Annotated in this window: 22 protein-coding genes and 1 pseudogene; 6 read left to right on the top strand and 17 right to left on the bottom strand. The window is 66.1% G+C overall.

Translation table 11 applies throughout. The features are described 5' to 3' along the window. Positions 1-13 precede the first annotated feature (13 nt). Positions 14-2,101 (bottom strand): TonB-dependent siderophore receptor, encoded by a 2,088-nt coding sequence (locus VARPA_RS06025; protein ID WP_013539669.1) that lies wholly within the window; start codon positions 2,099-2,101, stop codon positions 14-16. Between the two features lie 186 nt (positions 2,102-2,287). On the opposite strand from VARPA_RS06025, the gene VARPA_RS06020 reads away from it, so the two are divergent. Then, the gene (locus tag VARPA_RS06020) at positions 2,288-3,877 is read left to right on the top strand and encodes a phospholipase D family protein (protein WP_013539668.1); all 1,590 of its coding nucleotides are present in this window, start codon (positions 2,288-2,290) and stop codon (positions 3,875-3,877) included. A gap of 36 nt (positions 3,878-3,913) precedes the next feature. Here the strand turns inward: VARPA_RS06020 and VARPA_RS31315 are convergent, their stop codons facing one another. Next, positions 3,914-4,180 carry a TSUP family transporter gene (locus VARPA_RS31315; protein ID WP_234975034.1) on the bottom strand — a complete coding sequence of 89 codons (267 nt, stop codon included), beginning with the start codon at positions 4,178-4,180 and terminating at the stop codon, positions 3,914-3,916. A 64-nt stretch (positions 4,181-4,244) separates the two neighbouring features. Next, positions 4,245-5,045 (bottom strand): annotated as a pseudogene (pyrB, locus tag VARPA_RS31565) (aspartate carbamoyltransferase); the annotation flags it as partial. 168 nt (positions 5,046-5,213) lie between these two features. Between pyrB and VARPA_RS06000 the strand changes: the two are divergent. Then, positions 5,214-6,173, top strand: coding sequence for a LysR family transcriptional regulator (locus tag VARPA_RS06000; RefSeq protein ID WP_013539667.1), 960 nt, complete (start codon positions 5,214-5,216; stop codon positions 6,171-6,173). Here the strand turns inward: VARPA_RS06000 and VARPA_RS05995 are convergent. Further along, positions 6,151-7,401, bottom strand: coding sequence for a Zn-dependent hydrolase (locus VARPA_RS05995; protein WP_013539666.1), 1,251 nt, complete (start codon positions 7,399-7,401; stop codon positions 6,151-6,153). The two genes, VARPA_RS06000 and VARPA_RS05995, sit on opposite strands and share 23 nt — an antisense overlap. A 263-nt stretch (positions 7,402-7,664) precedes the next feature. Here VARPA_RS05995 and VARPA_RS05990 point away from each other — a divergent pair, with 263 nt between their 5' ends. Next, positions 7,665-7,958, top strand: coding sequence for a co-chaperone GroES (locus tag VARPA_RS05990; protein WP_013539665.1), 294 nt, complete (start codon positions 7,665-7,667; stop codon positions 7,956-7,958). A gap of 82 nt (positions 7,959-8,040) precedes the next feature. After that, on the top strand, positions 8,041-9,693 hold the full coding sequence (gene groL, locus VARPA_RS05985; RefSeq protein ID WP_013539664.1) for a chaperonin GroEL: 1,653 nt from the start codon (positions 8,041-8,043) through the stop codon (positions 9,691-9,693). Positions 9,694-9,874: 181 nt separating this feature from the next. Here groL and xylB read toward each other — a convergent pair whose 3' ends face one another. The 11 genes from xylB to VARPA_RS05930 form a co-directional block, all read right to left on the bottom strand. Beyond that, positions 9,875-11,344: a xylulokinase gene (gene xylB / locus VARPA_RS05980; RefSeq protein ID WP_013539663.1), complete on the bottom strand. Its 1,470-nt coding sequence runs from the start codon at positions 11,342-11,344 to the stop codon at positions 9,875-9,877. A 23-nt stretch (positions 11,345-11,367) separates the two neighbouring features. Then, positions 11,368-12,324 carry an AraC family transcriptional regulator gene (locus tag VARPA_RS05975; RefSeq protein ID WP_013539662.1) on the bottom strand — a complete coding sequence of 319 codons (957 nt, stop codon included), beginning with the start codon at positions 12,322-12,324 and terminating at the stop codon, positions 11,368-11,370. A 31-nt stretch (positions 12,325-12,355) separates the two neighbouring features. Next, the gene (locus VARPA_RS05970) at positions 12,356-13,303 is read right to left on the bottom strand and encodes a carbohydrate kinase family protein (protein ID WP_013539661.1); all 948 of its coding nucleotides are present in this window, start codon (positions 13,301-13,303) and stop codon (positions 12,356-12,358) included. A gap of 19 nt (positions 13,304-13,322) precedes the next feature. Beyond that, positions 13,323-13,994, bottom strand: a complete 672-nt coding sequence (locus tag VARPA_RS05965; protein WP_013539660.1) for a transaldolase family protein — start codon at positions 13,992-13,994, stop codon at positions 13,323-13,325. Between the two features lie 111 nt (positions 13,995-14,105). After that, on the bottom strand, positions 14,106-14,897 hold the full coding sequence (locus tag VARPA_RS05960) for an L-iditol 2-dehydrogenase (RefSeq protein WP_013539659.1): 792 nt from the start codon (positions 14,895-14,897) through the stop codon (positions 14,106-14,108). Next, positions 14,894-16,273 carry a D-arabinitol 4-dehydrogenase gene (gene dalD / locus VARPA_RS05955; protein ID WP_013539658.1) on the bottom strand — a complete coding sequence of 460 codons (1,380 nt, stop codon included), beginning with the start codon at positions 16,271-16,273 and terminating at the stop codon, positions 14,894-14,896. The genes VARPA_RS05960 and dalD overlap by 4 nt, the downstream gene beginning before the upstream one ends. Positions 16,274-16,358: 85 nt before the next feature. Further along, complete coding sequence (locus VARPA_RS05950; RefSeq protein WP_013539657.1) at positions 16,359-17,399, bottom strand: ABC transporter ATP-binding protein; 1,041 nt, start codon at positions 17,397-17,399, stop codon at positions 16,359-16,361. Positions 17,400-17,417: 18 nt separating this feature from the next. Then, the gene (locus VARPA_RS05945; protein WP_013539656.1) at positions 17,418-18,242 is read right to left on the bottom strand and encodes a carbohydrate ABC transporter permease; all 825 of its coding nucleotides are present in this window, start codon (positions 18,240-18,242) and stop codon (positions 17,418-17,420) included. A gap of 10 nt (positions 18,243-18,252) precedes the next feature. Then, positions 18,253-19,110 (bottom strand): carbohydrate ABC transporter permease, encoded by an 858-nt coding sequence (locus tag VARPA_RS05940; protein WP_013539655.1) that lies wholly within the window; start codon positions 19,108-19,110, stop codon positions 18,253-18,255. Positions 19,111-19,266: 156 nt separating this feature from the next. Next, a complete protein-coding gene (locus VARPA_RS05935; RefSeq protein WP_013539654.1) occupies positions 19,267-20,577 on the bottom strand; it encodes an ABC transporter substrate-binding protein in 1,311 nt (436 codons plus the stop codon). A 189-nt stretch (positions 20,578-20,766) separates the two neighbouring features. Then, entirely contained in the window at positions 20,767-21,711 is a 945-nt protein-coding gene (locus VARPA_RS05930) for a LysR family transcriptional regulator (protein ID WP_013539653.1), read from the bottom strand. A 92-nt stretch (positions 21,712-21,803) separates the two neighbouring features. Here VARPA_RS05930 and VARPA_RS05925 point away from each other — a divergent pair, with 92 nt between their 5' ends. After that, a complete protein-coding gene (locus VARPA_RS05925; protein WP_013539652.1) occupies positions 21,804-22,781 on the top strand; it encodes a Bug family tripartite tricarboxylate transporter substrate binding protein in 978 nt (325 codons plus the stop codon). A gap of 47 nt (positions 22,782-22,828) precedes the next feature. After that, positions 22,829-23,893, top strand: a complete 1,065-nt coding sequence (locus VARPA_RS05920; RefSeq protein WP_013539651.1) for a 4-hydroxythreonine-4-phosphate dehydrogenase PdxA — start codon at positions 22,829-22,831, stop codon at positions 23,891-23,893. Positions 23,894-23,897: 4 nt separating this feature from the next. On the opposite strand, the gene pgi is transcribed toward VARPA_RS05920, so the two are convergent. Both pgi and tal read right to left on the bottom strand, forming a co-directional pair. Beyond that, positions 23,898-25,457: a glucose-6-phosphate isomerase gene (gene pgi, locus VARPA_RS05915; protein WP_013539650.1), complete on the bottom strand. Its 1,560-nt coding sequence runs from the start codon at positions 25,455-25,457 to the stop codon at positions 23,898-23,900. 2 nt (positions 25,458-25,459) lie between these two features. Continuing rightward, positions 25,460-26,416 carry a transaldolase gene (gene tal / locus VARPA_RS05910; RefSeq protein WP_013539649.1) on the bottom strand — a complete coding sequence of 319 codons (957 nt, stop codon included), beginning with the start codon at positions 26,414-26,416 and terminating at the stop codon, positions 25,460-25,462. Between the last annotated feature and the right edge of the window lie 88 nt (positions 26,417-26,504).

Raw genomic sequence — 26,504 nt, 5'->3', positions numbered from 1 at the left:
TTGAAGGCGGAGTCTAGAAGCGGTAGGTGGCGCTCGCGACGATGTTGCGGCGCGAACCGTACCAGCAATCGCCGCGCGACAGGCAGGTAGAGAAGTACTTCTTGTCCGTCACGTTGTTGATGTTGAGCGCATAGCGCCAGTTCGCGGTGTCGTAGGCGAACACCAGGTCGGCCAGCACAACGCCCGGAATGCGCGGGCCCACGCCGTCGCGGAACGAGCTCATCGCGCGCACGCCGGCGCCGGCCGAGAAGCCGCTCATTTCGCCAATGGAGAACCTGTATTTGGCCCAGACACTCGCCTGATGCTTGGGCAGGCCTTCGATCAGTGCGTCGGCATCGATGTAGTTGTAGTGGGCGATCAGGTCGAGGTCGCGGCCGATCGAGCCCTTGGCTTCGAGCTCCACACCCTTGGTCTTGGTGAGACCGCGCTGCGAGAACACGTTCGGCTGCTCTTCGACGACCTGGTTCTTCTCACGCAGGTCGTACACCGCAGCGCTGAAGGCCAAGGCACGATCCTTGGGCTCGTATTTCACGCCCACTTCCCACTGTTCGCCGCGCAGTGGCGTGAAGATGCGCCCTTGGCGCGGCGACTGCGGCGTGAACGACTCGCTGTAGCTCACATACGGCGACCAGCCCGAAGGCGACGCGTACATCACGCCCAGGCGCTTGGTGGTGGCGCTGCTCTTCTGCTCTTCGCTGCCGACGGCGCTGGAGGAAGCCCGGTCGTGGCGCAGGCCCGCCACGAAGATCCAGTTGTCCAGCTTGATCTGGTCCTGCAGGTAGATGCCCGTCTGGCGCTGGCGCGTGCGCGGCAGCGCGGTGGCGTCGGGCACGTCGCGGTGGCCATAGACCGGCGCGTAGACGTCGATGGTGTCGACATTGGTGCCGCTCCAGACGTTCTCGCGCTGGCGCGCGAAGTCCGCTCCCACCAGCAGCGTGTGCTTGAGGGCGCCGGTCTGGAAATGGCCCTCGACGTGGTTGTCCAGCGTCTGGGTGCGGTTGAGCGTCAACTGGTTGTCGAAGTAGCGGCCCAGCACGCGCTTGAAGATCGGATCGCTGGACCAGCTGTCGAACCCGCTGAACGCGGCGCCATAGTGGTACTGGTTGGCGTTTTCGTTCTGGGCGTAGCGGAAGTTCTGCCGCACGGTCCAGCTGTCGTTGAACTTGTGCTCGAACAGCCAGCCGAAGGTCTTGCGCTCGCTGTTGTAGAAATCGCCCGGCTCGCCGATGAAGCGGCTACCCGGCAGCCGCCCGTTGGGGTTCGGCAGCAGCGTGCCCTCCCACGGCAGGAACTGCGAGCTGCTGCCGCTCTTGTCCTTTTGCCACAGGCCTTGCAGCGTGAGCGAGGTCGCCGCGCTGGGCCGCCAGGTGAGCGAGGGGGCGATCAGGCTGCGGTCGTCAGGCACGTAGTCGACCTGCGTGTCGGACTTGCGCTGCAAGGCGATCAACCGGTACGAGAGTGAACCGTCGGCATTGAGCGGACCGGTCAGGTCCGCCTGGATCTGCTTGCGGCCGAAGCTCCCGAACTGCACGCCCACTTCGCGCTGGGCCTCCTGCAGCGGCCGCTTGCTGACCATGTTGACCACCCCCGCGGCCGTGCCCGCGCCGAACAGCATGCCCGAGGGGCCACGCAGCACTTCGAGCCGCTCCAGCGTGTAGGGGTCGGTGCGGGTGGTGCTGGTGTAGTAGCCGTAGGCTTGGCGCAGGCCGTCGAGATAGACGTCGGGGTAGGCGCCGCGCACGCGCACGGAGTCGGTCCGAGAGTCGAGGCCGTAGGCGTCGGAGCGCACACCGGCGGCGTAGTTGAGCGCGTCCTGCAGGTTGTTCGCGCCCTGATCGACGATCTGGTCGCGCGTCACGACGGTGACGGATTGCGGCGTTTCGGACAATGGCGTGTCGGTCTTGGTGGCGGTGACGGCGTTTTTCGCGCGATAGCCGATGACGGGCGTCGTGGCGGTTTCGGCTTCTGCATTCGCATCGACCCTCACTTCCGGCAGCGAACCCTGGGCTCCCGTCTGCGCCAACACCTGGTGCTGCATGTAAACGGCCATGCACCCCACCAGCACCGAGGCGGCTCTCCGCCGCGCCAACATCCTCTTCATTCCAGCCTCACTCCAAAGTGTTTATCAAATGTCAATTAAGAAGCATTCTCATTCTAGTAGGTAGAAAATCTCAATTTGTCCAATCCCCAAGCGCGGCAAAGGGGGTTGCGTTGCGCATTTGCATCCTCGGTGCGGGGCAGAGCGGCTACGATGCCGCGGGCACATTTCTCCGTGCCGGCAGGTCTCATGCACAAGCTCATTGCCTTTCTGATTCCTGCGTTGCGCGCACCGGTGCTGCTGCTGATCGCCCTTGCATTGACAGGCTGCGCCGGGCTCCCGCCGCGCACACCCGAACCGCCGACCGAGGCGATCGCAGCCTCCACCGCCACCGCGCTCGGCCGCGCCGCCATCAGCCTGAACACGCCGCCTGACGGCCTCTCCAGCCTCCGGCCGCTGATCGAGGCCTCCTACGCTCTCGATGCGCGGCTGGAGCTGATGCGGCGCGCCCAGTCTTCGCTCGACGTGCAGACCTACCAGCTGGGCAACGACAAGACCGGCCGGCTCCTGCTGCGGGAGCTGCGCGATGCGGCACGGCGCGGGGTGCGCGTGCGCCTCTTGCTCGACGATTTCTACACGACCGGCATGGACCGCCTTCTGCTGGGCCTGGCCGCCGAGCCCAACGCCGAAGTCCGCCTGTTCAACCCCTTCGTCAACCTGCGCGACCACTCCTCGGGCCGATGGTTGGAGTTCTTCGGCGATTTCCGGCGGCTCAACCACCGCATGCACAACAAGCTGTTCGTGGCCGACGGCGCCATGGCCATCGCCGGCGGCCGCAACCTCGCCGACGAATATTTCCTGCGCAGCGAGAGCGCGAACTTCATCGACTTCGAAGTGCTCATGGCCGGCCCGGTGGTTCGGGAGTCGGCAGCGATTTTCGACACCTACTGGAACAGCGACGTCGTCTACCCACTGCAGCGGGTCGCCGGCACCAGCCGCACGGCCGACGAACTGAAGTCCGCCTTCGACGCCGACACCTCCCCGCGCTACGCCCCGCCGCCCGACCCGCTGGCCGCCACCGACCTGTTGGGCGACCCGCCGCTGGCCACGCAACTGGCGAACATCGACGAGGCCAAGTGGATGCGCGCCGAAGCACATGCCACCGCCGACAGCCCCAACAAGGCTTTGGGCGTCATGGCGCACCCCGCCGAATCGCTGGCGCAGCGCTTCCATGAAATGCTGGCAACCGCCCAGTCGAACGTGGTGGTGATCTCGCCCTATTTCATCCCGGGCGACGAGGGCATGGCGCGTATCCGCATGGGACGCGAGCACGGGATCAACATCACGGTCATCACCAACTCGCTGGCCGACAGCGACGAGCCGCTGGTCAACATCAACTACAACCGCTACCGCGTCGACATGCTCAAGCTGGGCGTGAACCTGTACGAGGTAAGCACGCAGCAGCTGCGCCGCAGCGGCCAGTTCCGCGACCTGCTCAAGAAGGCGCGCGGCCGGCTGCACGCCAAGCTGGCGCTGGTCGACCGCCAATGGGTGCTGCTGGGCTCCATGAACCTGGATCCGCGCTCCGCCCTGCTGAACACTGAATTCGGCGTGCGCGTGCGCAGCTTCGACCTGACGCAGGCCCTGCTCTTCGCCTATCAACTGGACGACATCGAGGGCGTCTACCGCGTGGTGCTCAAGCCGGACGGCCAGAACGTGCAATGGGTCGGCACCGGCGACGTCAACAACGAAGTGCTCGACAGCGAGCCGGATTCGAGCATGCTGACCCGGCTTCAACTGCTGCTTTTTTCGTGGTTCGTGCCGACCGACCAGTTGTAGCGGCCCGCCGATCGCGCACTGCGCATTCGGGGTCTACTAACCCGCCGCCCACGCTTCCCACAACAGCTTGGCACCCAGCAACAGCGTGAAGGCCTGAAAGGCGGCCTTCATGCGCTTCGGATTTGTCACGCGGGCCACCCACGCGCCGAGCCATCCACCCGCCGCACAGCCGACGAACAAGGGGATGCCCAGGCGAAAGTCGACAACGCCGCTGGAGATGAACGTGGTCACCGATGCACCGACTACCAGCAGGTTGATGCGTGTCATGACCGTGGCGATGCTCTGCGCCGCCGAATGTCCCATGAGCAGCAGCGGCACGCCCGCGGTCGCGCCACCGCCGATGGTGACCGCCACCGAGCTCGTCGGCACGCGGCAGGCAGTGCATGACGACCAGGCTCGGCGACGCGCGAGACAACAGTGCGCGATGCAGCCGGCACTTGTTCAACTGGCGCTGGTAGGCCGCCGGATCGGTGAATTTTTCTTGCTGAACGCGCACTACGTACACGACATCGACATGTCCGATCATTTCCTTCATGGACGAATATTCGAGCGCGGGCACGCCGTTCAATTCACCGAGTTCCCGGGGAAATTCGGTGCCTTCGTCCATCTCCTGCACCGCATCCACCAAGTGAAGGCGGATATTGCTGAATTTGCGCAACCCAGCAATCAGCGATTTCGCCGCGCGCGAATAACGAATACCACCGGCAATGCCCACGTGCAGGTTGTCAATAGCGCCAAAGTGTTCGTGCAGCGTGTATAGATCGATCAACGTCTGGCTCGGATGCCGAACCTGCCCCTCGCCGGCATTGATGAGCGGCACGCGAACCGTTTCCTTGATGCGGTGCATGACGCCGTCCTCCACATGGCGCGCAACCACCGCGTCGCAATAGAAGCCGACCATGCGCGTGGTGTCCAGCAGGCTTTCACCAAGCTCCAGCCGCGTGTTGCGCATGTCGGCCACGCTCAGCACGCGCGCGCCCAGGCGATGCGCCGCCGCCTCGAAGCCCAGCCGTGTCCGCGTGCTCGGCTCGAAAAAGAGCGTGCACACCACACGCCCGGCGAGCGCGTGCCTGAAGACATCGGGCGTGTGCCGCAAATGATCGACGGTCGAAAACAGGTTTTCGATTTCGCCTCTGGAAAGATCCTCGATGGAAATAAGGTCCTGCATGCCATTCCCCTTGAGCAGCTTGTTTTGAAATGCGGGTCCTTGGCATATAACCTCCCGTCGGATCTCGCCAACCTTGGCATCCAATTCGTTCGGTCGATGTTTTTTGCTCTTTGCCCTCCCCCAATCATTTTTGTATTCACGCATTCTTAAAAGAAGCCGTGCATCGTTATGCATCTCATAAAAAACAATTTGGCTTCGTCTATTAATTTCGAGCAATTGCACACTTTTTCACTGGTGCTCGAATTAGGTAGTTTTTCAGCCGCAGCCGAACGGCTCGGCCTGACGCAGCCGGCGGTCAGCGTGCAAGTCAAACAACTCGAGAGACGCCTGGGCGTGCGCCTCATCGAACGGGTCGGCCGACGCGTCGGCCCCACGCCTGCGGGCACCGACCTGATGGCGGAGCTTCCACACGTGGCGGCGGCGCTTTCCAACGCGATCAACGCCGCCACCTTCCACTCGGCGGGCGTGGCGGGCCGCGTTCGGCTGGGCACCGGCGGCACCAGTTGCCTCTACCTGCTGCCTCCGGCGCTGCGCGATCTGCGCGCACGCTTTCCGCTGCTCAACATCATCGTGAGCACGGGCAACACCGAGGGCTACGTACGGCGCGTGGAAGACAACACGCTCGATGCCGCAGTGGTCACGCTGCCGGTCAACTCGCGTGCGCTGTCGGTCACGCCGATCCTGCGCGACGACTTCGTCGCCATCTGCCGGCGCGGCAGCATCGACTGGCCCGCCGAGGTGACGGTGGCCGCGCTGCAATCGCTGCCGCTTGTGAAGTTCGTGTCCGAAGCCAGCGCGCGGGGCATCGTCGACGATTGGCTGCGGCGCGGCGGGCATGCTTCGCCGCCGGTCATGGAGTTCGACAGCGTCGAAGCCATCAAGGCCATGGTCGCGGCCGGGCTGGGTGTGGCGATCCTGCCGAAGATGGCGGTCACGGGCCAGGGGCACCACCCCGAACTCGACCTGCGCCCGCTCCACCCGCCGCTGCACCGCACCCTCGCGCTGGTTGCTCGCAACGACAAGCCAGTGAGCAAGGGCTTGCGGCAGGTCATCGACGCCATCGTGGCGGCGGGGCAGGCCTTCGAAGTCGCGGCAGTGGCGGCGGCTAGCGTGCGTCCAGCACCCTGAGCGTTTCCGCCAGTACCCGGGCACCGGCGGCCACCTGCTCCTTGCTCGCCCACTCTTCCTGGCAGTGGCTGCGCCCGTCGAGGCAGGGGATGAAGATCATCCCCATCGGGCCAGCGGCCGCGACGTGCATTGCGTCGTGACCGGCACCGCTGGGCAATGTCCGGTGCGGCAGTGCTAGGCGGTCCGCGGCCTGGGCGACGGCCCGCATCACGATGTCGTCGCACTGCGTGGGCGGCGTCTGCGTCAGGGGCGCGGCGCTGCAGCCGACCCGCAGCCGCCGGAAGTCGTCGCGGCACAACGCCATCGCGCGCTCGGGAAAGTCGTCGAGCACTGCCTGCGCGTTGCTGCGCACCTCGAGCACCATGTCGACCCGGCCGGGCACGGCGTTGGGCACGTTGGGGCTCATCGAGATCCGGCCGATCGTCGCCACCACGTAGTGCGGGCGGCCGTCCATGGCACTCGCCTCGCGGTGCACCGTATCGATCAGCCGCGCTGCGCCGACGAGGGCGTCGCGGCGGATGTCCATCGGGGTGGTGCCGGCGTGATCCGGTTGCCCGGTCACCGTGAACGCGACGCGGCGGATGCCCACGATGTCGGTGACCACCCCGATGGGCAGCCCTTCTCGCTCCAGCACCGGACCCTGCTCGATGTGCAGTTCCACGAAAGCAGCGATGCCGCCGGGCCCGCGGGCCGCTACGGCCAGGCCATCGGGTCGGGCGCCGATGCGTTGCATGGCCTCTGCGAGACCTTCGCCCGCCTCGTTGCGGGAGGCGAGCATGGCCGCGTCCAGCGTGCCGGCGAACGCGCGGCTTCCCACGCAGGAAATGCCGTAGTCGCTGGGTTCTTCGGACAGGAAATCGATCACTTCCAGCGGATGGCGCAGCAAGACGCCGCCCTCGTGGAGCGATTGCGCCGCCTCGAGCCCCGCGAGCACGCCCAGGATGCCGTCGAAACGGCCACCGCCCACCACGGTGTCGCAGTGCGAGCCGGTGACCAGCGGCGCCAGCCCGGGCTGGGTGCCCTCGCGGCGCCCGGTCAGATTGCCGGCGGCGTCGGTCCAGACGGTGAGCCCGGCTTGCTCGAACTGGCTGCGCAGCCAATCCCTTGCGCGGTCGAATTCCGGCGAAAAGGCTCGGCGCGTCCAGGGAACGTCGGGGCGGGTGAATGAGGCGAGGGTCTCCAGGCGCTGCCAGAGGCGATCGACCTGGATCGGAAGTGTTGGAGGCATCCCTGCATGGTGGGCCGCACGGCGTTTTTCATGAAGCGCGAACGGCTAATACGAACCATAAAGCGTACTTTCGTTGACTTCCAACAGCGTGCTTCGCGCTGCCGCGGCAATCCCCTGCCCTTGAAACGTCATCGATTGCCCTTATGATTAGCACTCGCTGATGATGAGTGCTAACAACCCTCGCTCCTCAGTCGATGGGTCGCCAACCTCCGGGTCCGGCGCCCGACCACCAACCCGTTTCTTATCCATATCCAGGAGATGCAATGAAACTTCGTCCTTTGGCCGATCGCGTGATCGTCAAGCGTATCGACAGCGAAACCAAGACCGCCTCCGGCATCGTCATCCCCGACGCAGCCGCCGAAAAGCCCGATCAGGGTGAAGTCCTGGCCGTCGGCCCGGGCAAGCGCAACGACAAGGGCGATCTGGCCGCACTGACCGTCAAGGTCGGCGACCGCGTCCTGTTCGGCAAGTACAGCGGCCAGACCGTCAAGGTCGATGGCGACGAACTGCTCGTGATGAAGGAAGACGACCTGTTCGCGGTTGTCGAAGCCAAGTGATTTGCGGGACAGACCAAGCCGACGCGAAGCGCGGATTGCTCTGTCCTCAACTGATTAGATTCAAATTCTGGAGTAAATAAACATGGCAGCAAAAGACGTAGTCTTCGGCGGAGAAGCCCGCGCACGCATGGTCGAGGGTGTCAACATCCTGGCCAACGCAGTCAAAGTGACCCTGGGCCCCAAGGGCCGCAACGTGGTGCTCGAGCGTTCGTTCGGCGCCCCCACCGTGACCAAGGACGGTGTGTCCGTGGCCAAGGAAATCGAACTCAAGGACAAGCTCCAGAACATGGGCGCCCAGCTCGTGAAGGAAGTGGCTTCCAAGACTTCGGACAACGCCGGTGACGGCACCACCACCGCGACCGTGCTGGCCCAAGCCATCGTTCGCGAAGGTTTCAAGCTGGTGGCTGCCGGCATGAACCCGATGGACCTGAAGCGCGGCATCGACAAGGCCGTGACGGCCCTGGTCGCCGAGCTGAAGAAGGCTTCCAAGCCCACCACCACCTCCAAGGAAATCGCGCAAGTCGGCTCCATCTCGGCCAACAGCGACGAAACCATCGGCAAGCTCATCGCTGACGCGATGGACAAGGTCGGCAAGGAAGGCGTGATCACTGTCGAAGACGGCAAGTCGCTGGACAGCGAACTCGACGTCGTCGAAGGCATGCAGTTCGACCGCGGCTACCTGTCGCCCTACTTCATCAACAACCCCGAGAAGCAATCGGCGCTGTTGGACAACCCCTTCGTGCTGCTGTTCGACAAGAAGATCAGCAACATCCGTGACCTGCTGCCGGTGCTGGAGCAAGTCGCCAAGGCTGGCCGTCCGCTGCTGATCATTGCCGAAGAAGTCGAAGGCGAAGCCCTGGCTACCTTGGTCGTGAACACGATCCGCGGCATCCTGAAGGTCGTGGCCGTCAAGGCACCTGGCTTCGGCGACCGCCGCAAGGCCATGCTGGAAGACATCGCCATCCTGACGGGCGGCAAGGTCATCGCTGAAGAAGTGGGCCTGACGCTCGAAAAGGTGACGCTGGCCGACCTGGGTCAAGCCAAGCGCATCGAAGTGGGCAAGGAAAACACGATCATCATCGACGGCGCCGGCGCTGCTGGTGACATCGAAGCCCGCGTGAAGCAAGTGCGCGTTCAGATCGAAGAAGCGACCAGCGACTACGACCGTGAAAAGCTGCAAGAGCGCGTGGCCAAGCTGGCCGGCGGCGTTGCAGTGATCAAGGTCGGCGCTGCCACCGAAGTCGAAATGAAGGAAAAGAAGGCTCGCGTCGAAGACGCCCTGCACGCAACCCGCGCTGCAGTGGAAGAAGGCGTTGTGGCTGGCGGCGGCGTGGCTCTGCTGCGTGCCAAGCAAGCCGTGGGCGACTCGGTCAAGGGCGACAACGCCGATCAAGAAGCTGGCATCAAGCTGGTGCTCAAGGCCATCGAAGCGCCCCTGCGCGAAATCGTGAACAACGCCGGCGGCGAAGCCTCGGTGGTGGTGAACGCTGTGTTGGCCGGCACCGGCAACTACGGCTTCAACGCTGCGAACGACACGTACGGCGACATGCTCGAGCTGGGCATCCTGGACCCGACGAAGGTCACCCGCACCGCACTGCAGAACGCCGCCTCGGTGTCCTCGCTGCTGCTGACGACCGAAGCCATGGTTGCTGACGCACCCAAGGACGAGTCCGGCGCCGGCGGCGGCATGCCCGACATGGGCGGCATGGGCGGCATGGGCGGCATGGGCATGTAATGCCCGGCTGAGCTCTGCTCACCAAAACGAAAGGGCCGTGCAAGCGGCCCTTTTTTTCGTCTGTTCAGACCTCAAGCTGTTCAGACACCGCAGACCGTTCGGGCTGAGCTTGTCGAAGCCTTACGCGAAGCTTCGACAGGATCAGCCCGAACGGTTTGGCGTATGTGCGAACGGTTTGAAGTTATCGAAACTGATCGCGCAGCGCCATGTACAGAACCTGGAAGCGCGCATGCCGCGTCTTGTGCCCATCGCCCCCTTCGGACGAAGGCGTCAGTTTCTGCTTGACCGGCGGCAGCGTGCACACCTCGGCCACGGCACCGCCATCGGCCAGCCACGCAAGCCGTGCCGCACCGAGCGCCCCGCCCGTTTCGCTGCCTGCATACAGCGTGAGCGGCACTTGGAAGATATCCGCCAGCAGTTGCCCCCACCAGATGCTCCGCGCACCGCCACCCACCAGCGCAACTTCGCGCAGCGGCATGTCGGCCGGCAGGCGCAGGGTGTCGAAGCCGTCGCGCAGGCCGAAGCTCACGCCTTCGACCACGGCATAGGCGATATCCGCCGGGCCGTGCGCATGCGTGAGGCCGAACAGCGCGCCCTGCGCATTCGGGTTGTTGTGCGGCGAGCGTTCGCCCGACAGGTACGGCAGAAACAGCGGGCAACGCGCCCGGTCCGCCAGCGCGACCGATGCCGCCGCTTCGAGCAGCGCGGCTTCGTCCGTGAACTTGAAAGTCTTGGCTGCCCAGCTCACCGCACTCGCGGCCGAGAGCATCACAGACATCTGGTGCCAGCGCTTGGGCAGCGCATGGCAGAAGGCATGCATCGCCTGCGCGGGGTTCGGCAAGAAGCGATCGGTCGAGACGAACACCACGCCCGAGGTACCGAGCGACACGAAGCCCTGCCCCGGTTCGACCAAGCCCATGCCGACCGCGCTCGCGGCGTTGTCACCCGCACCGCCGGCAATCAGCACCGTGCCGTTGCCCACACCCCAACGCGCAGCCAGTTCGGGTTTGAGCTTCGCCGACACCTCGCTGCCTTCGACCAGCCGCGGCATGTGATCGCGCGTGAGCCCCGTGGCCGCGAGCAGTTCGTCGGACCAGTCGCGCGCGCCCACATCGAGCCACAGCGTGCCGGCGGCATCCGACATCTCGCTGACCGCCTCGCCGCTCAGCATGAAGCGCAACCAGTCCTTGGGCAGCAGCACGCGCGCCGTGCGCTTGAAGATTTCGGGCTCGTGCTCGCGCACCCACAGGAGCTTGGGCGCCGTGAAGCCCGGCATCGCGAGGTTGCCCGCGATCTCGCCCAGGCGCGGCACGGCGCGCGTGAGTTCGTCGCATTGCGCGCCGCTGCGCCCGTCGTTCCAGAGGATGGCTGGCCGCAGCACTTCGCCAGCCGCATCGAGCAGCGTCGCGCCATGCATCTGGCCCGAGAGGCCGATGGCCCGCACGGCAGACAGCGCTTCCGCATGCGAGCCCCGAAGCTGCGTCATGACATCTTCCAACGCCTGCCACCATTGGCTGGGCGCCTGCTCAGACCAGAGCGGTTGCGGCCGTTCGACCGTGAGTGCCGCGCGCGCGACGCCGACGATGCGGTGATCGTCGGCGAGCAACAGCGCCTTGAGCTCGGACGTGCCGAGGTCGAGTCCCAGATACAAGATGAGCTCCCTGCTTTTTCTGACTAAGAAGAAATACCCGAGCCGAAGCGCGTGTCGGCCTGGCGCCTGAATTCGCTGGGCGTCATGCCCTTGATCTCCAGGAAGCGCCGGTTGAAATTCGCCACGTTGTTGAAGCCGACCTGATAGCAGATGTCCGTCACGTAGTGGTCGGTCTGCATCAGCAGGTGGCAGGCGCTGTTGATGCGCACGCGGTTGACGAAGTCGGTGAAGCTGTTGCCGGTCGAGCGCCGGAAGAAGCGGCTGAAGCGGCTCTCGCTCATGCCGAGCTCTGCCGCCACATCGGACATCGCGATCGGCTCGGCCATGTTGTTGGTGATGCGGTTGACGACCTCGTTGATCTGGTCGACCTGCGCATCGCCGTCGCTGCCCTGCGCGCCCTGCATCTGCACGCTGGACAGCAGCCGGTAGTCGGAGCATTGCGCAAGATCGGCCATGAACTCGAGGAACAGGCCGAGCCGGCGCGCGCCGCGCGCGGCCTTGATGTTGTCCCAGTGCGTCTGCGCCTGCTGCGACATGCCGAAGAATTCGATGCCGTGGCGCGCGCGCTCCAGCAGCTGCATCACTTCGCGCAGTTCGGGAATCTCGGCCGCGGCGAGCTCGATAGGCTCGTGCCGGAACTGGATCACCCGGTCGCGTCCTGCGGCGCCGCCTTCGGGCACCTCGAGCGAGATCCAGTTGTGCGGCAGCCGCGGCCCGCAGAGCACCAGGTGCCCGGGCTGGAACGGCCCGATCCAGTCGCCGATGAAGGCCTTGCCCGAAGTCTCGGTGATCAGGTGCAGCTCGTAGTCTTCATGGAAATGCCATCGCACCAACGGGCTCGGAAAGCCGTGCGCGAGGCAGCGCACCAGACCGGTTTCTTCAGGAGCCTCGTAGCCCAGCGAGGGAGAGCGCGCAAAGTCGCGCTCCAGCTCGGGTTGGCGCTGACGGGGGACCGAACGTTTGCGTGTGGACGTCGTCATGGCAGCAGGAAGGCAGAACCTGGGAGCAGCCTCAATTGTCCGCTTGGGCGAGCGCGTTGTGAACGGCTTCCAGGGTGGGTGGGTCCGCGCCTTCGCGGGTGCAGTTCAGGGCGGCGGCGGTGGCGGCGAAGCGCATCACTTCAGTCCAGGCTTCCTCCGTCAGTTCGCCCAGTTGGGCTGGGTGCTTGACGCCGTGTTCGAGCAGCGACACCGAGAGCCCCGCAGTGAAGGTGTCGCCCGCGCCGATGGTGTCGACCACGGTGACGCGCGGCGCCGCCACGGTGAGCGGCGCGTGCCCCGTGCGCCAGAGCGTGGCGCCCGCGCCGCCGCGCGTGACGATCACCGCGCGCGCGCCGGCCTGGAGGCAGTCCGCGGCCAGCGCATCGACCGGCCGGCCGGGTGCGAGCAGTTCGGCATCTTCGTCGCTGAGCTTGACGAGGTCGGCCATCGCCAGCCAGTTCGTCACGCGATTGCGGAACGCGGCCATGTCCGGAATCAGGCTCGGCCGCACATTGGGGTCGAACACGATCACGCAGCGCCCGGCGTTGGCGGCAATGAGATCTGCGATGCGTGTCGAGGCGGGCTCCTGCAGCAGCGAGATCGAGCCGAAGTGCAGGAATCGGCACTCCGCCGGCAGCTGCGGCAGCGGCTCGGGCGACCAGGTCGCATCGGCGCTGCCGCTTGTATAGAACGCATAGCGATTGGTTTGTGGCGTGCGCTCGACGAAGGCCAGCGTCGAGGGCGCGTTGCTGCGCAGGATGAAGCTGGTGTCCACGCCGTTGCGCGCCAGGAAACCCATCAGCCGCTCGCCGAACAGGTCGGTCGACAGCTGCGTGAGAAACCCCGTGTGCACCCCGAGCCGCGCGCAGGCCACGGCCGTGTTGAGCGGCGAGCCGCCCTCGTGGCCGAGGAACGCCAGGGCGCCCGCTTCGCTGGCGGTGAAATCGATCAGGGCTTCGCCCGTGAGTGCAATTCGCATGGTTCTTGAATCTTGTGGATCAGGTCAGATCGCCGGCATCGGCAAGGAAGCCGCGCTCGGCGGCCAGCGTGGCCGGATGGTCCAGCAGTTCGGCAAAAAGGCGCGGCGGGATCGTGATCGCGCCGACACCCAACGCGAGCAGCGACAGGTACGCCTCGCGCGACCGGATGCTCGCCACCAGGAGCCGCGTGGCCGACGAAGGCCGCTGCGCAACCAGCGACTGCATCTGTGCGATGAGCCCCAATCCGTCGACACCCGAATCCTCGAGCCGCCCGAGATAAGGCGCCGCATAGGCCGCGCCCAGTTGCGCCGCGAAGTGCGCCTGCTCGGGTGCGTACACGGCCGTCCATGTCACAGGCACGTCCTCGGCAATGAGCCGTGCGCCGGCATCGAGGCCCTGGCGCGTGGCGGGAATCTTGACGACCAGCTGGCCGCGGTCGAAATGCGAGAGCAGCACTTTCGCGTCTTCCAGCATGCCGTCGACGTCGCCCGAATACACCTGCGCCTGCACCTGCCGCGCACCCAGGTCGAGGCAGCGCTTCAGCAGGCCGGGCACGTCACCGCGGCCGACACCCGCGCGTTTCAGCAGCGTCGGGTTGGTCGTCACGCCGTGGACCACCGGGTGCGGCAGGCAGGTTTTCAACTCTGCCAGGTCGGCGCTGTCGAGGTAGAGATGGAAGTCTTCGTTCATGGGTCGCGTGCTGCAAGGGAAACCGATCTTCTCACCGAGCCGGGCGGAATTCACCGCGCCAAAGGGAGAGGTCCCGATACTTTCTTATCCGGCCTTATGTCCGGCCTCATCTCAGCTCATGACGTTGCCGCCATCGACGTTCAGCGTCTGCGCCGTGATGTAGCGCGCCTCGTCGCTGGCGAGGAACACCGCGGCGCCCGCGATGTCGCCCGGCATGCCCATGCGCCCGAGCGGCACCTCCAGCCCCACGCGCCGCTTCTTCTCGCCGGGCGGCAGCCCTTCGGCCTTGGCGAACAGGCTGTCGACGTGGTCCCACATCGGCGTATCGACCACGCCCGGCGCGATGCCGTTGACGCGGATGCCGTGCGGCGCCATGGCCAGCGCGGCGCTCTGCGTGTAGCTGATGACGGCCGCCTTGGTCGCGCAGTAGTGCGACACCAGCGCCTCGCCACGGCGACCCGCCTGCGAGGCCATATTGATGACCGACGCGCCCTGCGCGCCAGCCTCGACCATGTGGCGCAGCACCGCCTGCATCACGAAGAACATGCCCTTCACGTTGACGGCGAAGAGCTTGTCGAACGAGGCCTCGTCGCTGTCAAGCAGCGGCGCGAGGTCGAACACGGCGGCGTTGTTGAAGAGCGTGTGGATGGGGCCGAAGGCGGCAATCGCCTCGGTCAGCAGACGTTGAATGTCTTGCGCGCTCGTGACGTCTGCCGAGATGTAGGCAAGACCATCGGGATGGCGCTGCTGCACCGCACGTACGGCCTCCGGCGCATTGCTCGCACGGTCGATCACGCTGCAGCGCGCCCCTGCGGCGATACAGGCCTCCGCCACCGCAAGACCGATGCCGCCGCCGGCACCGGTCAGCAACACGTGGCGGTCCTGCAGGCGGCCGCTGGTCATTGCACGTCGCCTTCGACGAAGCGCACCACGCGCGCACATGCCTTGCGAACCGCCTCGACCAGCCGCGCATCGCCCGCGAGGTCGCCCCACAGGCCCGCGTCGGCGCACAGCGCCGCGACCGGATCGGCCGCATCGCAGATCGCATGCGCCACCGCCGCGTCCATGCCCTGGTCCTGGTAGGCGTAGGGCAGCGCGCCGCGATGCCAACGCTGCAGGAAGGCGAGGAACAGCGCCGGCAGCATCGCCACGCTGTCGATGCCCTGCCCCGCAGCCAGGCGCTCGCGCACGGTCGGTGCGATGAAGCCCGGGATCTTCGAGAAGCCATCGGCCGCCACGCGCTGGTTGGTGTCGCGGATCGCGGGGTTGCCGAAGCGGTCGAGCACCACGTCGCGATACGCCGCGAGGTCGATGGGGCTGGGGCTCAAGCACGGGATCACGTCGTCGGTCACGTAGTCGTGCGCCATCTTGCGGATGGCTGCGTCGTGCGTGCCTTCGTGGATGAATTCGAGCCCGATCAACGTGCCGGCCCAGGCGATGCAGCTGTGGGTCGCGTTGAGGATGCGGATCTTGGCCTCTTCATACGGCTGCACCGACTCGACGAGCTCCACGCCCACGCGCCCCCAGTCGGGCCGGCCGGCGATGAAGCTGTCTTCGATGACCCACTGGATGAAGCTCTCGCCGGTGATCGGCGCGGCATCGTCGCGGCCGGTGGCAGCCAGCACGCGCGCGCGCAGCTCGGGTGGCGGACGCGGTGTGATGCGGTCGACCATCGCGTTCGGGCAGCGGGTGTTGGCGACGGTCCAGGCCAGCAGGTCGGCATCGCCCGCGCGTTCGATGAACTCCAGCAGCCCGCCATGGAAGCGGTCGCCGTTGTGGCGCAGGTTGTCGCAGTTCAGGAGCGTGACGGGCCCTGCGCCCGCCGCCTTGCGCGCGCGAAGGATCGCGCACACCGCGCCGTAGATCGTCTCGCCCGCCTCGCCGCGCCGCGCGCGTTCGATGTCGGCGGCGAGGTCCGCGAACGACAGGTCGAGCTTGTTGTCCTTCGCATCGAGGTAGTAGCCCGCCTCGGTCACGGTGAACGAGACGATGCGCGTGGACGGCGCCGCGCCGCGCGCGATCACCGCGGCCAGCGAGGGCTCGTAGGGCAGCACCTCGCGGATCGCCTCGATCTGCTCGTAGCGGTACTCGCCCGCGGGCGACACGGTCTCCAGCGTGTAGCGCCCGCCCTGCGCGCGCAGGGCCGCGACGACCTCGGCCATGTCGGGCCGGATGTTGGCGCCCGACAGCGACCAGCGGGTGTCGCCCGCCTCGATCAGCCGCTGCAGGTAGACGGCCTGGTGGGCGCGATGGAACGAACCCAGGCCCAGGTGAAGCACCGTGAACTCCGAGAGAGCCGGTGGTGTGTGCGCGGTAGACGCTGCTGCGAGAGTCACGGGAAATGTCCGTAAAGAAGAGGAGGAATCAAGCGGAGACCGAACGGCCTTCGCGGTTGAAGAGGTGCAGCACGCTGGGGTCGAGTTCGACGGCCACGTCATCACCGGCCTGCAGCGGCGTGCGGTCGTTCTGCCGCGCGATGAGCGGCACGCCGCCCACATCGACGTGGATCAGGGTGTCGGCACCCAGCGCCTCGATCAGCTCCACGCGGCCCAGCACGTCCGACACCGGCGAGCCCTGCTTCGGATGCACGCGCAGGCCCTCGGGGCGCACCCCGAGGAAGCCGTCGTTCGGCAGCCGTCCGCCGGTCGCTGCGGAAAAACTCGGGATGGCGCTCGCCGACACCATGTTCATCGACGGCATGCCGATGAACTGCGCGACGAACTGGTTGGCCGGGCGGTCGTACAGCTCCAGCGGCGTGCCGACCTGCTCGATCAGCCCGTCCTTTAGCACCACCACGCGGTCGGCCAGCGTCATGGCCTCGACCTGGTCGTGCGTGACGTAGATCGTGGTCGCGCCGAGCGCGCGGTGCAGCTTGTGGATTTCGACGCGCGTGTTGCCGCGCAGTGCCGCATCGAGGTTCGACAGCGGCTCGTCGAAGAGAAACACCTTCGGCGCACGCACGATCGCACGGCCGATGGCCACGCGCTGGCGCTGGCCACCCGACAGGTCCTTCGGTGTGCGGTCCAGGTACTGCGTGAGGTTCAGCGTCTTGGCCGCGTACTCGACCTTGGTCCTGATCTCGTCCTTGGCGACGCCCGCGAGCTTGAGCGCGAAGGACATGTTGTCGTACACGCTCATGTGCGGATAGAGCGCGTAGCTCTGGAACACCATCGCCAGGTCGCGCTTGCCCGAAGGCGCCCAGGTGATGTCCTTGCCATCGAGCATCAGGTTGCCGCTGGTGATCGGCTCCAGGCCCGCGATCAGCCGCAACAGCGTCGACTTGCCGCAGCCCGAGGGCCCGACGAAGACGATGAATTCGCCCTTCTGGATTTCGAGGTCGACGCCCTTGATGATGTTGACGTCACCAAAGCTCTTCTTGATGTTCTTGAGTTCGAGGTAGGCCATGAGATGTCTCCCTTTTCTTTACTTGACGGCGCCGAAGGTCAGGCCTTGCACCAACTGCTTTTGGCTGAACCAGCCGAACACGACGATGGGCGCAATGGCCATCAGCGAGGCAGCCGACAACTTGGCCCAGAACAGGCCTTCGGGGCTGGAGTACGAGGCGATCAGCGTCGCCAGCGTGCCAGCCTTTGCCGACGTGAGGTTCAACGCCCAGAAGGCCTCGTTCCAGCTCAGCACCAAGCACAGGAGCCCGGTCGATGCGAGTCCGCCGACCGACAGCGGCATCACGACGTGGCGGAACTCGGTCCACAGGCTCGCGCCGTCCATGCGCGCTGCCTCCAGGATCTCGTTCGGAATGTCCTTGTAGGCGCTGTAGAGCATCCACACCATGATCGGCAGGTTCGACAGCGTGAACACGATGGTGAGCGCGGTGAGCGAGTCCAGCATGCCCGCGGTCTGCGCCAACACGTAGATCGGCACCAGCGCGCCGACGGCCGGCATCATCTTGGTGGAGAGCATCCACATGAGGATGTCGCGCGTCTTCTTCGTGCGAAAGAACGCCATCGAGTACGCGGCGGGTGCCGCGATCAGCAAGCCGAGGATCGTCGAGCCCAGGCTGGTGATGAGCGAGTTGCGCGCATACAAGAGGTAGTCGCTGCGGCGCTGCACCTCGCCGAAGTTGTCGAGCGTGGGCTCGAAGATGAAAAGCGGCGGCACATGGATCGCCTGCAGCTCCGTCTTGAAGGCCGTGAGGAACAGCCAGCCGAGCGGGAAGAACAGGAGCAGCGCGACGGCCCACGCACCGACGGTGCGCAGCAATTGGGGAAGGAAGTTGCTGGGTTGCATGGTCGTTCCTTCAGTCGAGGTTCTTGCCGATGATTCGGATGAGGAACACCGCGACGATGTTCGCCAGCACCACCGCGAACAGCGCACCGGCCGAAGCCACGCCCACGTCGAAATTCATCAGCGACTGCTTGAAGATCAGGTAGGTCATGTTCGTGCTCTCGTTGCCCGGGCCGCCATTGGTGGTGATGGCGATCTCGGCGAACACGCTGAGCAGGAAGATCATCTCGATCATGATCACCACCGCCATCGGACGACCGAGGTGCGGAATGGTGAGATAGAAGAAGCGCTGGAACGAACTCGCACCGTCCATGCGCGCGGCCTCCATCTGCTCGCGGTCCAGCGACTGCAGCGAGGTAATGAAGATGAGGCAGGCGAAGGGCAGCCACTGCCAGGCCACCATGATGATCACCGAGAGCAGCGGCACGTCGGTGAGCCAGTCCACGGGCTGCGCGCCGAAGAAGCGCCACACGTCGGCGAGCACGCCGTAGATGGGGTTCATCATCATGTGCTTCCACAGCAGCGCGTTCACTGCCGGCATGACGAAGAACGGCGAGATGAGCAGCACCCGCACGATGCCGCGACCGGGGAACGGTTCGTTCACCAGCAGCGCGAGCAGCACGCCGAACACCACCGTGATGACGATGACGCTGCCGATGAGCAGCAGCGTGTTCCATGTCGCGGGCCAGAAGTCGGGGTCGGTGACGAAGTAGTGAAAGTTCTCGATGCCCGCGAACGTGCGTTCGCCGGGCTGCATGAGGTTGTAGTTCACGAAGGAGAAGTACAACGTCATCAACAGCGGCACGATCATCCAGAGGAAGAGCGTGAGCACGGCGGGCGCCATGAGGGCCCGGGGCAGGAGTCTTTTCATGAGGAAGTCCTTCTTGTTGTCTCTGGCTCCTTCCCCCTATGGGGGAAGGCGGGGATGGGGGCTCCCTGATCGACCACTGCGGCGGTTTGATGCGCCGCGTGCCCCCACCCCTACCCTCCCCCGGAAGGGGAGGGAGTAAAGCCCTGGCTTACTTGCTTACTTGTACTGGCCCGACTTCTTGATCTCGCGCTCAGCCAGCGTCTGCGAGGTCTTCAGTGCCTGGTCGACCGTGACCTTGCCCGACAGCGCCGCGCTCATCTGCTGGCCCACGCCGGTGCCAATCGCCTGGAACTCGGGAATCGCCGCGTACTGCACGCCGACGTAAGGCGACTTGGGCAGCGTGCTGTCGCTCAGGTTGGCGCTGTCGATCGCCTTCTTCTCTGCAGCCGCGAACTTGGCCACCTTCTGGAACTCGGGGTTCGCATAGGTCGACTTGCGCGTGCCGGTGGGCACCGCGCCCCAGCCGGCTTCCTTGGCGACGAGGTTCACGTACTCCTTGGAGGTCGCCCACTTCACGAAGGTCTGCGCGGCCGCGCCCTTGGTCGAGCTGGCGGGAATCGCCAGGTTCCAGGTCCACAGCCAGTTGGCGCCCTTCGGGGTCACGGCGACGGGCGCTTGTGCGAAGGCAACCTTGTCGGCCACCTTCGACTGCTTCGGATCGCTGATGAACGAAGCCGCGATGGTCGCATCCACCCACATGCCGCACTTGCCTTCGTTGAACAGCGCCAGGTTCTCGTTGAAGCTGTTGGCCGAGGCGCCCGGCGGGCCGTAGGCCTTCATCAGGTCGACGTAGAAGTTGATCGCATCCTTCCAGGGCTTGGTGTCGATCTGCGGCTTCCACTGCATGTCGAACCACTGGCCGCCGTTGGTGTTGACCAGCGTGGTCAGGAAGGCCATGTTGTCGCCCCAACCCGGCTTGCCGCGCAGGCACATGCCGTACACGCCGGCCTTGGGGTCGTGGATCTTTCCGGCCAACTCCTTCACCTGCACCCAGGTGGGCTGCTCGGGCATCTTGAAGCCGACCTTGTCGGCCAGGTCCTTGCGGTACATGAGCATCGAGCTCTCGCCGTAGAAGGGGGCCGCGTAGAGCTTGCCTTCGTAGGAGAGACCGGCGCGAATGGCGGGCAGCAGGTCGTCGGCGTCATAGGCGGCGTCGGTGGCGATGGGCTGGAGCCAGCCCTTCTTCGACCAGATCGGCGCTTCGTACAGGCCGATGGTCATCACGTCGAACTGGCCGCCCTTGGTGGCGATGTCGGTGGTCACGCGCTGGCGCAGCGTGCCTTCTTCCAGCGTGACCCACTTGAGCTTGATGTCAGGGTTGGCCTTCTCGAAGAAGGGGGTGAGCTTCTGCATCTCGATCATGTGGCCGTTGTTCACGGTCGCGATCACGAGTTCGGTGGCGGCCTGGGACACGAGCCCCGTGCCGAGGAGTGCGAGGACGAGGCCGGCTTTCAGAAAACGCTTCATGTTGTCTCCTAGAGGTGAGCGACGCCCTCCTGGTGGCGGGTCGCCGTGGGGGGATTCTGGAGAAACTCAGTTGCGGTTTTGGTACTTCGTCGGTCACCTCCAGTACTTTCATGCACCGGTTGGCTAGTGAATTCCCTAATTGGTGCAACACAGCATGGAAAACCGCAAGCCAAAGGCCTCAAGCCAATTTCAGGTACCGCCGCCCAGCAACTGGCGCCTGAACTGCGCGGCCGCCGGCGAGAGCGCCCGGTCTTCCCGGGTGATGAGGCAGATCGGCGGCACGCGCACCGGCAGCTCCACCGGCACGGTGCGCAGCACGCCGAGCCGGGCGTAGTGATCGGCCTGCGAGGCCGGCATCACGGCCGCCATGTCGGAGTTCTCCAGCAGCGCGGTGATGGCGATGGGCGATGCCGTTTCGATGATGTCCAGCCGCGCCTGGATGCCCGCCTCCCGCATCGCCGCCTCGAAGCGCCCGCGCTGCGGCGAGCCGGGCGGCTGCAGCACCCACGACCAGCCCGCCATCTCGGCCAGCGTGACCGGGGCGCTGCGCTCGAACACCGGGTGCGCCGCGCGCACCACCGCCACCTGCGATTCGCCCAGCAGCGGCACGCTCGCGTACTTCGCCTCGTCGTGGCTGTCGGTGAGCCGGCCCAGCACGAGGTCGACGTCGCCCTGCTCCAGTTGCGCCTGCATCACGTCGCTGGTTTCGACGATCACCGACACGGCCACTTGCGGATGGCGGCGGTGGTACTCCACCAGCGCCGGCGCCAGCAGCTCGGGCACCGCGCCGGGCACGCTGCCCACGCGCAGCGCGCCGCTCAGGCCCGAGCGCAGCGCGAGCATTTCCTCGCGGGCGGTGCCGAAGTCGCTGAGCACGCGGCGGGCGTAGCGGATGAGGATCTCGCCATAGGGCGTGGGCTCCATGCCGCGCGCGAGGCGCTCGAAGAGCTTTTCGCCGAGCGAATCTTCCAGTTGCTGCAGCAGCTTGGTGGCGGCGGGCTGGCTGATGTTCATGGCTTCGGCCGCGCGCCCGAGGTGGCGATGGGCATCGAGCCGGGCCAGCAGGAGCAACTGGCGCGGCCGCACATGGAGCATCAGCGAGGTGTCGGAGAGGCCCTGGGTCGCATCGGTCATGCACAAAAGTATATGAAGCTCAGGACTTTTACGATTGGATTGCGAGGAGGAAGCTCCGTAGGCTCGGGCCAAACAAAGCAGGAGACAACCCGATGAAGCTTTCCTTCCTGGCCCGCGCGGCAGGCATTGCCGCGATGGCGCTACTGGCTGCGGCGACCACCGGCGCCCAGCCGAACTACCCAGACAAACCGGTGCGCATCATGGTCGGCGCCTCGCCCGGCGGCGGCACCGACATCCTCGCGCGTGTGCTGGCCGACAAGTTCGCGCCGGTGCTGAAGCAACCCGTGACGGTGGAGAACCGCCCCGGCGCATCCAACACCATCGCTGGCGAACTCACCGCGCGCGCACCGGCCGACGGCGCCACGCTGCTGCTGGCCACCAACACCGCGCAGGCGGTGGCGCCGCACATCCTCAAGCTCAAGTACGACCCGCTGAAGGACCTGACGCCCATCGGCCTCGTCGCCGTGATGCCCAACGTGCTGGTGGTGTCGGCCAACTCGCCCTACAAATCGGTGAAGGAGCTCGTGGCGGCCATGGCCGCGAAGCCCGGCGGCTTCAAGTACGCGTCGTCCGGCATCGGCAGCACGCAGCACGTGGGCGGCGAGGCCTTCAACCTGGCCACCGGCATGAAGTCGATCCACGTGCCCTACAAGGGCAGCTCGCAGGCGCACATCGACATCATTTCGGGCGAGGTCGACATGATGTTCGACAGCACCTCGTCGGCCATGGGCCAGATCAAGGCCGGCAAGTTCCGCGCGCTCGCGGTGAGCGCGCCGCAGCGCTCGCCCGAACTGCCCGACGTGCCGACGCTCGCCGAGCAGGGCATCAAGGGCGCCGACGTGTCCACCTGGTACGGCCTCTACGTGACAGCCGGCACGCCTCGCCCCGCGGTCGACAAGCTGAACGCCGAGCTGGTGCGCACGCTGAAGCTCGCCGATGTGCAGGCGCGCATCAAGGCCCTGGGCGGCGAGCCCGGCGCGCTGACCGGCGACCCGTTCGCGGCCATGAACAAGCAGGAGTTCGACCACTACGGCCAGCTCGTGCGCGACGCCAACATCAAGGCCGAATGAGGCCGCCTTCCTCCGCCCACTCACTTCAACCTCCACAACGCATGCCCATGTCAACGCAAACGAAAACCCCGAGCGTGATCTCCGCCAAGCCCCGCATCGTCGTGCTGCTGGGCGACCCCAGCGGCGTCGGCCCCGAGATGGCCGTGAAGCTGCTCGCGCGCCAGCGCAACCTGGACGCCGCGCGCGTGCTGCTGATCGCCGACCCGGCCGTGCTGGCCGAGGGCGAGCGCGTGGCGGGCGTGAAGCTCGATCCGCTGCAGGTCGACAGCCTGGACGAACTGCGCTTCGAGGACGGCCGGCCCAGCCTGTACCTGCGCGACTGGATGGAGGGCGAGGCGCCGGTGCTCGGCGAATCCAACGAGCGCTCTGGCCGGGCCTCGTTCGAGGCGCTCGAATATGCGACCGTGGTCGTGCGGCGCGGTCAGGCCGATGCAATCCTCTTTGCGCCGCTCAACAAGCATTCGCTGCGCCTGGGCGGCCTCACGCACGAGGACGAGCTGCGCTACATGCAGGAGCGTTTTGCGGTGACCGGCTTCGTCTGCGAGTTCAACCTCACCGGGTCGCTGTGGACCTCGCGCGTGACCTCGCACATTCCGCTGAAGGACGTGGCGAGCCACATCACGGTCGAGGGCGTGGGCGACGCCGTGAAGATCATCGCGTCTGCCCTGCGCCGCGCGGGCGTCGCGCAGCCGCGCATCGCGGTGACGGGGCTCAACCCGCATGCGGGCGACGGCGGCTCCATCGGCATGGAAGAAATCGAGATCATCGCGCCGGCCATCGAGAAGCTGCGCGCCGAAGGCTACGACGCCCGCGGCCCGTTCTCGCCCGACACGGTGTTCATCGGCGCGCGCCGCGGCGATGTGGATGCGGTGGTGTCGATGTACCACGACCAGGGCCAGATCGCGATGAAGCTCATGGGCTTCGAGCAGGGCGTGACGCTGCATGGCGGACTGCCCGTGCCCGTGGCCACGTCGGCCAGCGGCAGCGCCTTCGACATTGCCGGCAAGGGCATCGCGCAGATCGAAGGGCTGCAGCAGGCCTTCGACCTGTGCGTGCGGATGGCGAGCGGTGGAGCGCCTGTGCGGGCGCCCGCGGAAACCGCCGCGGCCTGACACTTCAGGAGCTCAGGCGCTTCAACAAACCCGCCGTAGAGGCGTCGAGCCCCATGATGTCGCCCGAGGCGAGGCGCGGCTCGATGTCCTTTGCCAGCACCTTGCCCAGCTCCACGCCCCACTGGTCGAAGCTGTTGATGCCCCACAGCGCGCCGCTGGTGAACACGCGGTGCTCGTACATCGCAAGGAAGGCGCCGAGCGCTTCGGGCGTGAGCTTCTCGAACACGAAGAAGCTGCTCGGGCGGTTGCCCGGAAAGTTCTTGTGGCCGCCTTCGTCCAGCTTGCCCACCATCAGCGCCTGCGCCTGCGCGAGCGCGTTGGCCAGCAGCTTGGGGTGGTGGCCTTCGAGGTCGTGCGCCGCATCGCGCACCGCCACGAATTCGAGCGGCGTCACGTCCGTGCCCTGGTGCAGCATCTGGAAGTAGGCGTGCTGGCCGTTGGTGCCGGGCTCGCCCCAGAGCACCGGCGAGGTGCCGAATGCCACGGGCTTGCCGCTCGCATCGACCTGCTTGCCGTTGCTTTCCATCTCCAGCTGCTGCAGGTAGGCCGGCACGCGCTTCAGGGCGCTGTGATACGGCGCGATGCTGCGGCTCGTGAACTTGTGGAAGTTGCGATACCAGACATCGAGCAGGCCCAGCCGCACCGGCAGGTTCTGCGCAAGCGGCGCAGTGCGGAAGTGCTCGTCCATCGCATGCGCTCCCGCGAGCAGCCGGCGAAAACCGTCGGCGCCGATGGCCAGCGCGATCGGCAGGCCGATGGCCGACCACAGCGAATAGCGGCCGCCCACCCAGTCCCAGAAGCCGAAGGTGGTGTCGATGCCGAACTTGTTCGCGGCCTCGACATTCGTCGTGAGCGCGGCGAAGTGGCCGGCGATGTCGTTGCCGCCCGATTGCTCGTACCAGCGCTTGGCCGAGAGCGCATTCGTCATCGTCTCGGTCGTGGTGAAGGTCTTCGAGGCGATCAGGAACAGTGTGTGCTCCGGCGCCAGGTCGCGCAGCACGCCCGCGAGCTCGTGGCCATCGACGTTCGAGACGAAGTGAAAGCGCTTGCCCGGCGCAGCGAACTCGGCGAGCGCCAGCACCGCCATCTGCGGGCCGAGGTCGGAGCCGCCGATGCCGATGTTGACCACGTCGGTGATCGTGTGGTCGCCGCGCACCTTCTCGGCATAGGCCAGCATCGCGGCTAGCGTCTCGTGCACTTCGCGCAGCTTGTCGGCCGTCTTGCCGACCTTCGCATCGGCCGGCGCGCGCAGCAGCGTGTGCAGCACGGCGCGGTCCTCGGTGTTGTTGATGTGCTCGCCCGCGAACATCGCGTCGCGGTGCGCTTCGAGGCCGCATTCGCGGGCCAGCGTGAGCAGCAGTTCTTCGGTGCGCGCGTCGATCAGGTTCTTCGACAGGTCGGCGAACACATACGGCGCCTCTTGGCTGAATCGCTCGAAGCGTCCCGCGTCGTCCACGAAGGCATGGCGCACGTCGAACTGGCGGCCCGCCGTCTCGAAATACGACTGCAGTTGCGCCCAGGCCGGTGCACGGTCGCAGCGTTGGGTCACGTGGGTCACTGCCATGTTTACTTGCCGCTTTCCTGCATCAGCTTCTCGAGCTTCACGGCGTCGGCCGCGAAGGCGCGGATGCCTTCGGCGAGCTTCTCGGTTGCCATCGCGTCTTCGTTGAGCGCGAAGCGGAAGCCGGCTTCGTCGTAAGTCACCTTCTTGGCGTCGCCCTTGGCGGCGGCCTTGGCGTCGAGCGCGTGTTCGAGCGGCTCGTTGCTCGCGGCCAGCTCGGCCAGCAGCTCGGGGCTGATGGTCAGCAGGTCGCAGCCGGCCAGCGCCTGGATCTGCCCCACGTTGCGGAAGCTCGCGCCCATCACCTCGGTCTTGATGCCGTGCTGCTTGTAGTAGTTGAAGATTTCGCGCACCGACTTCACGCCCGGATCGTTGGCGCCCGCATTCGCCGCTTCGTCCCACTTGGCGCCGGCCGACTTCTTGTACCAGTCGTAGATGCGGCCCACGAAGGGCGAGATCAACTGCACCTTCGCGGCGCCGCAGGCCACGGCCTGCGCGAACGAGAACAGCAGCGTGAGGTTGGTGCGGATGCCCTTCAGCTCGAGCTGGCGCGCGGCCTCGATGCCTTCCCAGGTGGAGGCGACCTTGATGAGCAGGCGCTTCTCGGTGTCGATGCCTTCGGCCTTGTAGAGCGCCACGATGCGCTCGCCGCGGGCGATGGTGGCGGCGGTGTCGAACGAGAGGCGCGCATCGACTTCGGTGGAGACGCGGCCCGGAATGATCTGGAGGATTTCGGTGCCGAAGTTCACCAGGAGGCGGTCGATGACTTCATCGAGCGGCTTGCCCGCGTGCTTCTTCACGATCTCGTCGAGCAGGGGGCGGTATTCGGGCTTCTGAACGGCCTTGAGGATCAGCGACGGGTTGGTGGTCGCGTCCTGCGGCTTGGAAATGCTGAGTTGCTTGAAATCACCGGTGTCGGCGACGACAGTGGTCCATTGGCGGAGGGCATCGAGTTGGTTCATGAAATCAATTATCCAGTGCGGGTTGTGACAAGTCCTGCACGCAGTTGCGCGGCGGCCGATGTTTTCATGCGCACCGTAGCACGGGTTT

Source organism: Variovorax paradoxus EPS, assembly GCF_000184745.1.
GTDB classification, from domain to species: domain Bacteria; phylum Pseudomonadota; class Gammaproteobacteria; order Burkholderiales; family Burkholderiaceae_C; genus Variovorax; species Variovorax paradoxus_C.
This window is presented reverse-complemented; position numbering and strand designations above follow the sequence as displayed.

Bases quoted from the DNA above. Each gene is read 5' to 3' on its own strand.
- VARPA_RS06025 (WP_013539669.1), bottom strand. From the start codon at position 2,101: ATGAAGAGGATGTTGGCGCGGCGGAGAGCCGCCTCGGTGCTGGTGGGG.
- VARPA_RS06020 (WP_013539668.1), top strand. From the start codon at position 2,288: ATGCACAAGCTCATTGCCTTTCTGATTCCTGCGTTGCGCGCACCGGTG.
- VARPA_RS31315 (WP_234975034.1), bottom strand. From the start codon at position 4,180: ATGGGACATTCGGCGGCGCAGAGCATCGCCACGGTCATGACACGCATC.
- VARPA_RS06000 (WP_013539667.1), top strand. From the start codon at position 5,214: ATGCATCTCATAAAAAACAATTTGGCTTCGTCTATTAATTTCGAGCAA.
- VARPA_RS05995 (WP_013539666.1), bottom strand. From the start codon at position 7,401: ATGCCTCCAACACTTCCGATCCAGGTCGATCGCCTCTGGCAGCGCCTG.
- VARPA_RS05990 (WP_013539665.1), top strand. From the start codon at position 7,665: ATGAAACTTCGTCCTTTGGCCGATCGCGTGATCGTCAAGCGTATCGAC.
- groL (WP_013539664.1), top strand. From the start codon at position 8,041: ATGGCAGCAAAAGACGTAGTCTTCGGCGGAGAAGCCCGCGCACGCATG.
- VARPA_RS05975 (WP_013539662.1), bottom strand. From the start codon at position 12,324: ATGACGACGTCCACACGCAAACGTTCGGTCCCCCGTCAGCGCCAACCC.
- VARPA_RS05970 (WP_013539661.1), bottom strand. From the start codon at position 13,303: ATGCGAATTGCACTCACGGGCGAAGCCCTGATCGATTTCACCGCCAGC.
- VARPA_RS05965 (WP_013539660.1), bottom strand. From the start codon at position 13,994: ATGAACGAAGACTTCCATCTCTACCTCGACAGCGCCGACCTGGCAGAG.
- VARPA_RS05960 (WP_013539659.1), bottom strand. From the start codon at position 14,897: ATGACCAGCGGCCGCCTGCAGGACCGCCACGTGTTGCTGACCGGTGCC.
- VARPA_RS05950 (WP_013539657.1), bottom strand. From the start codon at position 17,399: ATGGCCTACCTCGAACTCAAGAACATCAAGAAGAGCTTTGGTGACGTC.
- VARPA_RS05945 (WP_013539656.1), bottom strand. From the start codon at position 18,242: ATGCAACCCAGCAACTTCCTTCCCCAATTGCTGCGCACCGTCGGTGCG.
- VARPA_RS05940 (WP_013539655.1), bottom strand. From the start codon at position 19,110: ATGAAAAGACTCCTGCCCCGGGCCCTCATGGCGCCCGCCGTGCTCACG.
- VARPA_RS05935 (WP_013539654.1), bottom strand. From the start codon at position 20,577: ATGAAGCGTTTTCTGAAAGCCGGCCTCGTCCTCGCACTCCTCGGCACG.
- VARPA_RS05930 (WP_013539653.1), bottom strand. From the start codon at position 21,711: ATGACCGATGCGACCCAGGGCCTCTCCGACACCTCGCTGATGCTCCAT.
- VARPA_RS05925 (WP_013539652.1), top strand. From the start codon at position 21,804: ATGAAGCTTTCCTTCCTGGCCCGCGCGGCAGGCATTGCCGCGATGGCG.
- VARPA_RS05920 (WP_013539651.1), top strand. From the start codon at position 22,829: ATGTCAACGCAAACGAAAACCCCGAGCGTGATCTCCGCCAAGCCCCGC.
- pgi (WP_013539650.1), bottom strand. From the start codon at position 25,457: ATGGCAGTGACCCACGTGACCCAACGCTGCGACCGTGCACCGGCCTGG.
- tal (WP_013539649.1), bottom strand. From the start codon at position 26,416: ATGAACCAACTCGATGCCCTCCGCCAATGGACCACTGTCGTCGCCGAC.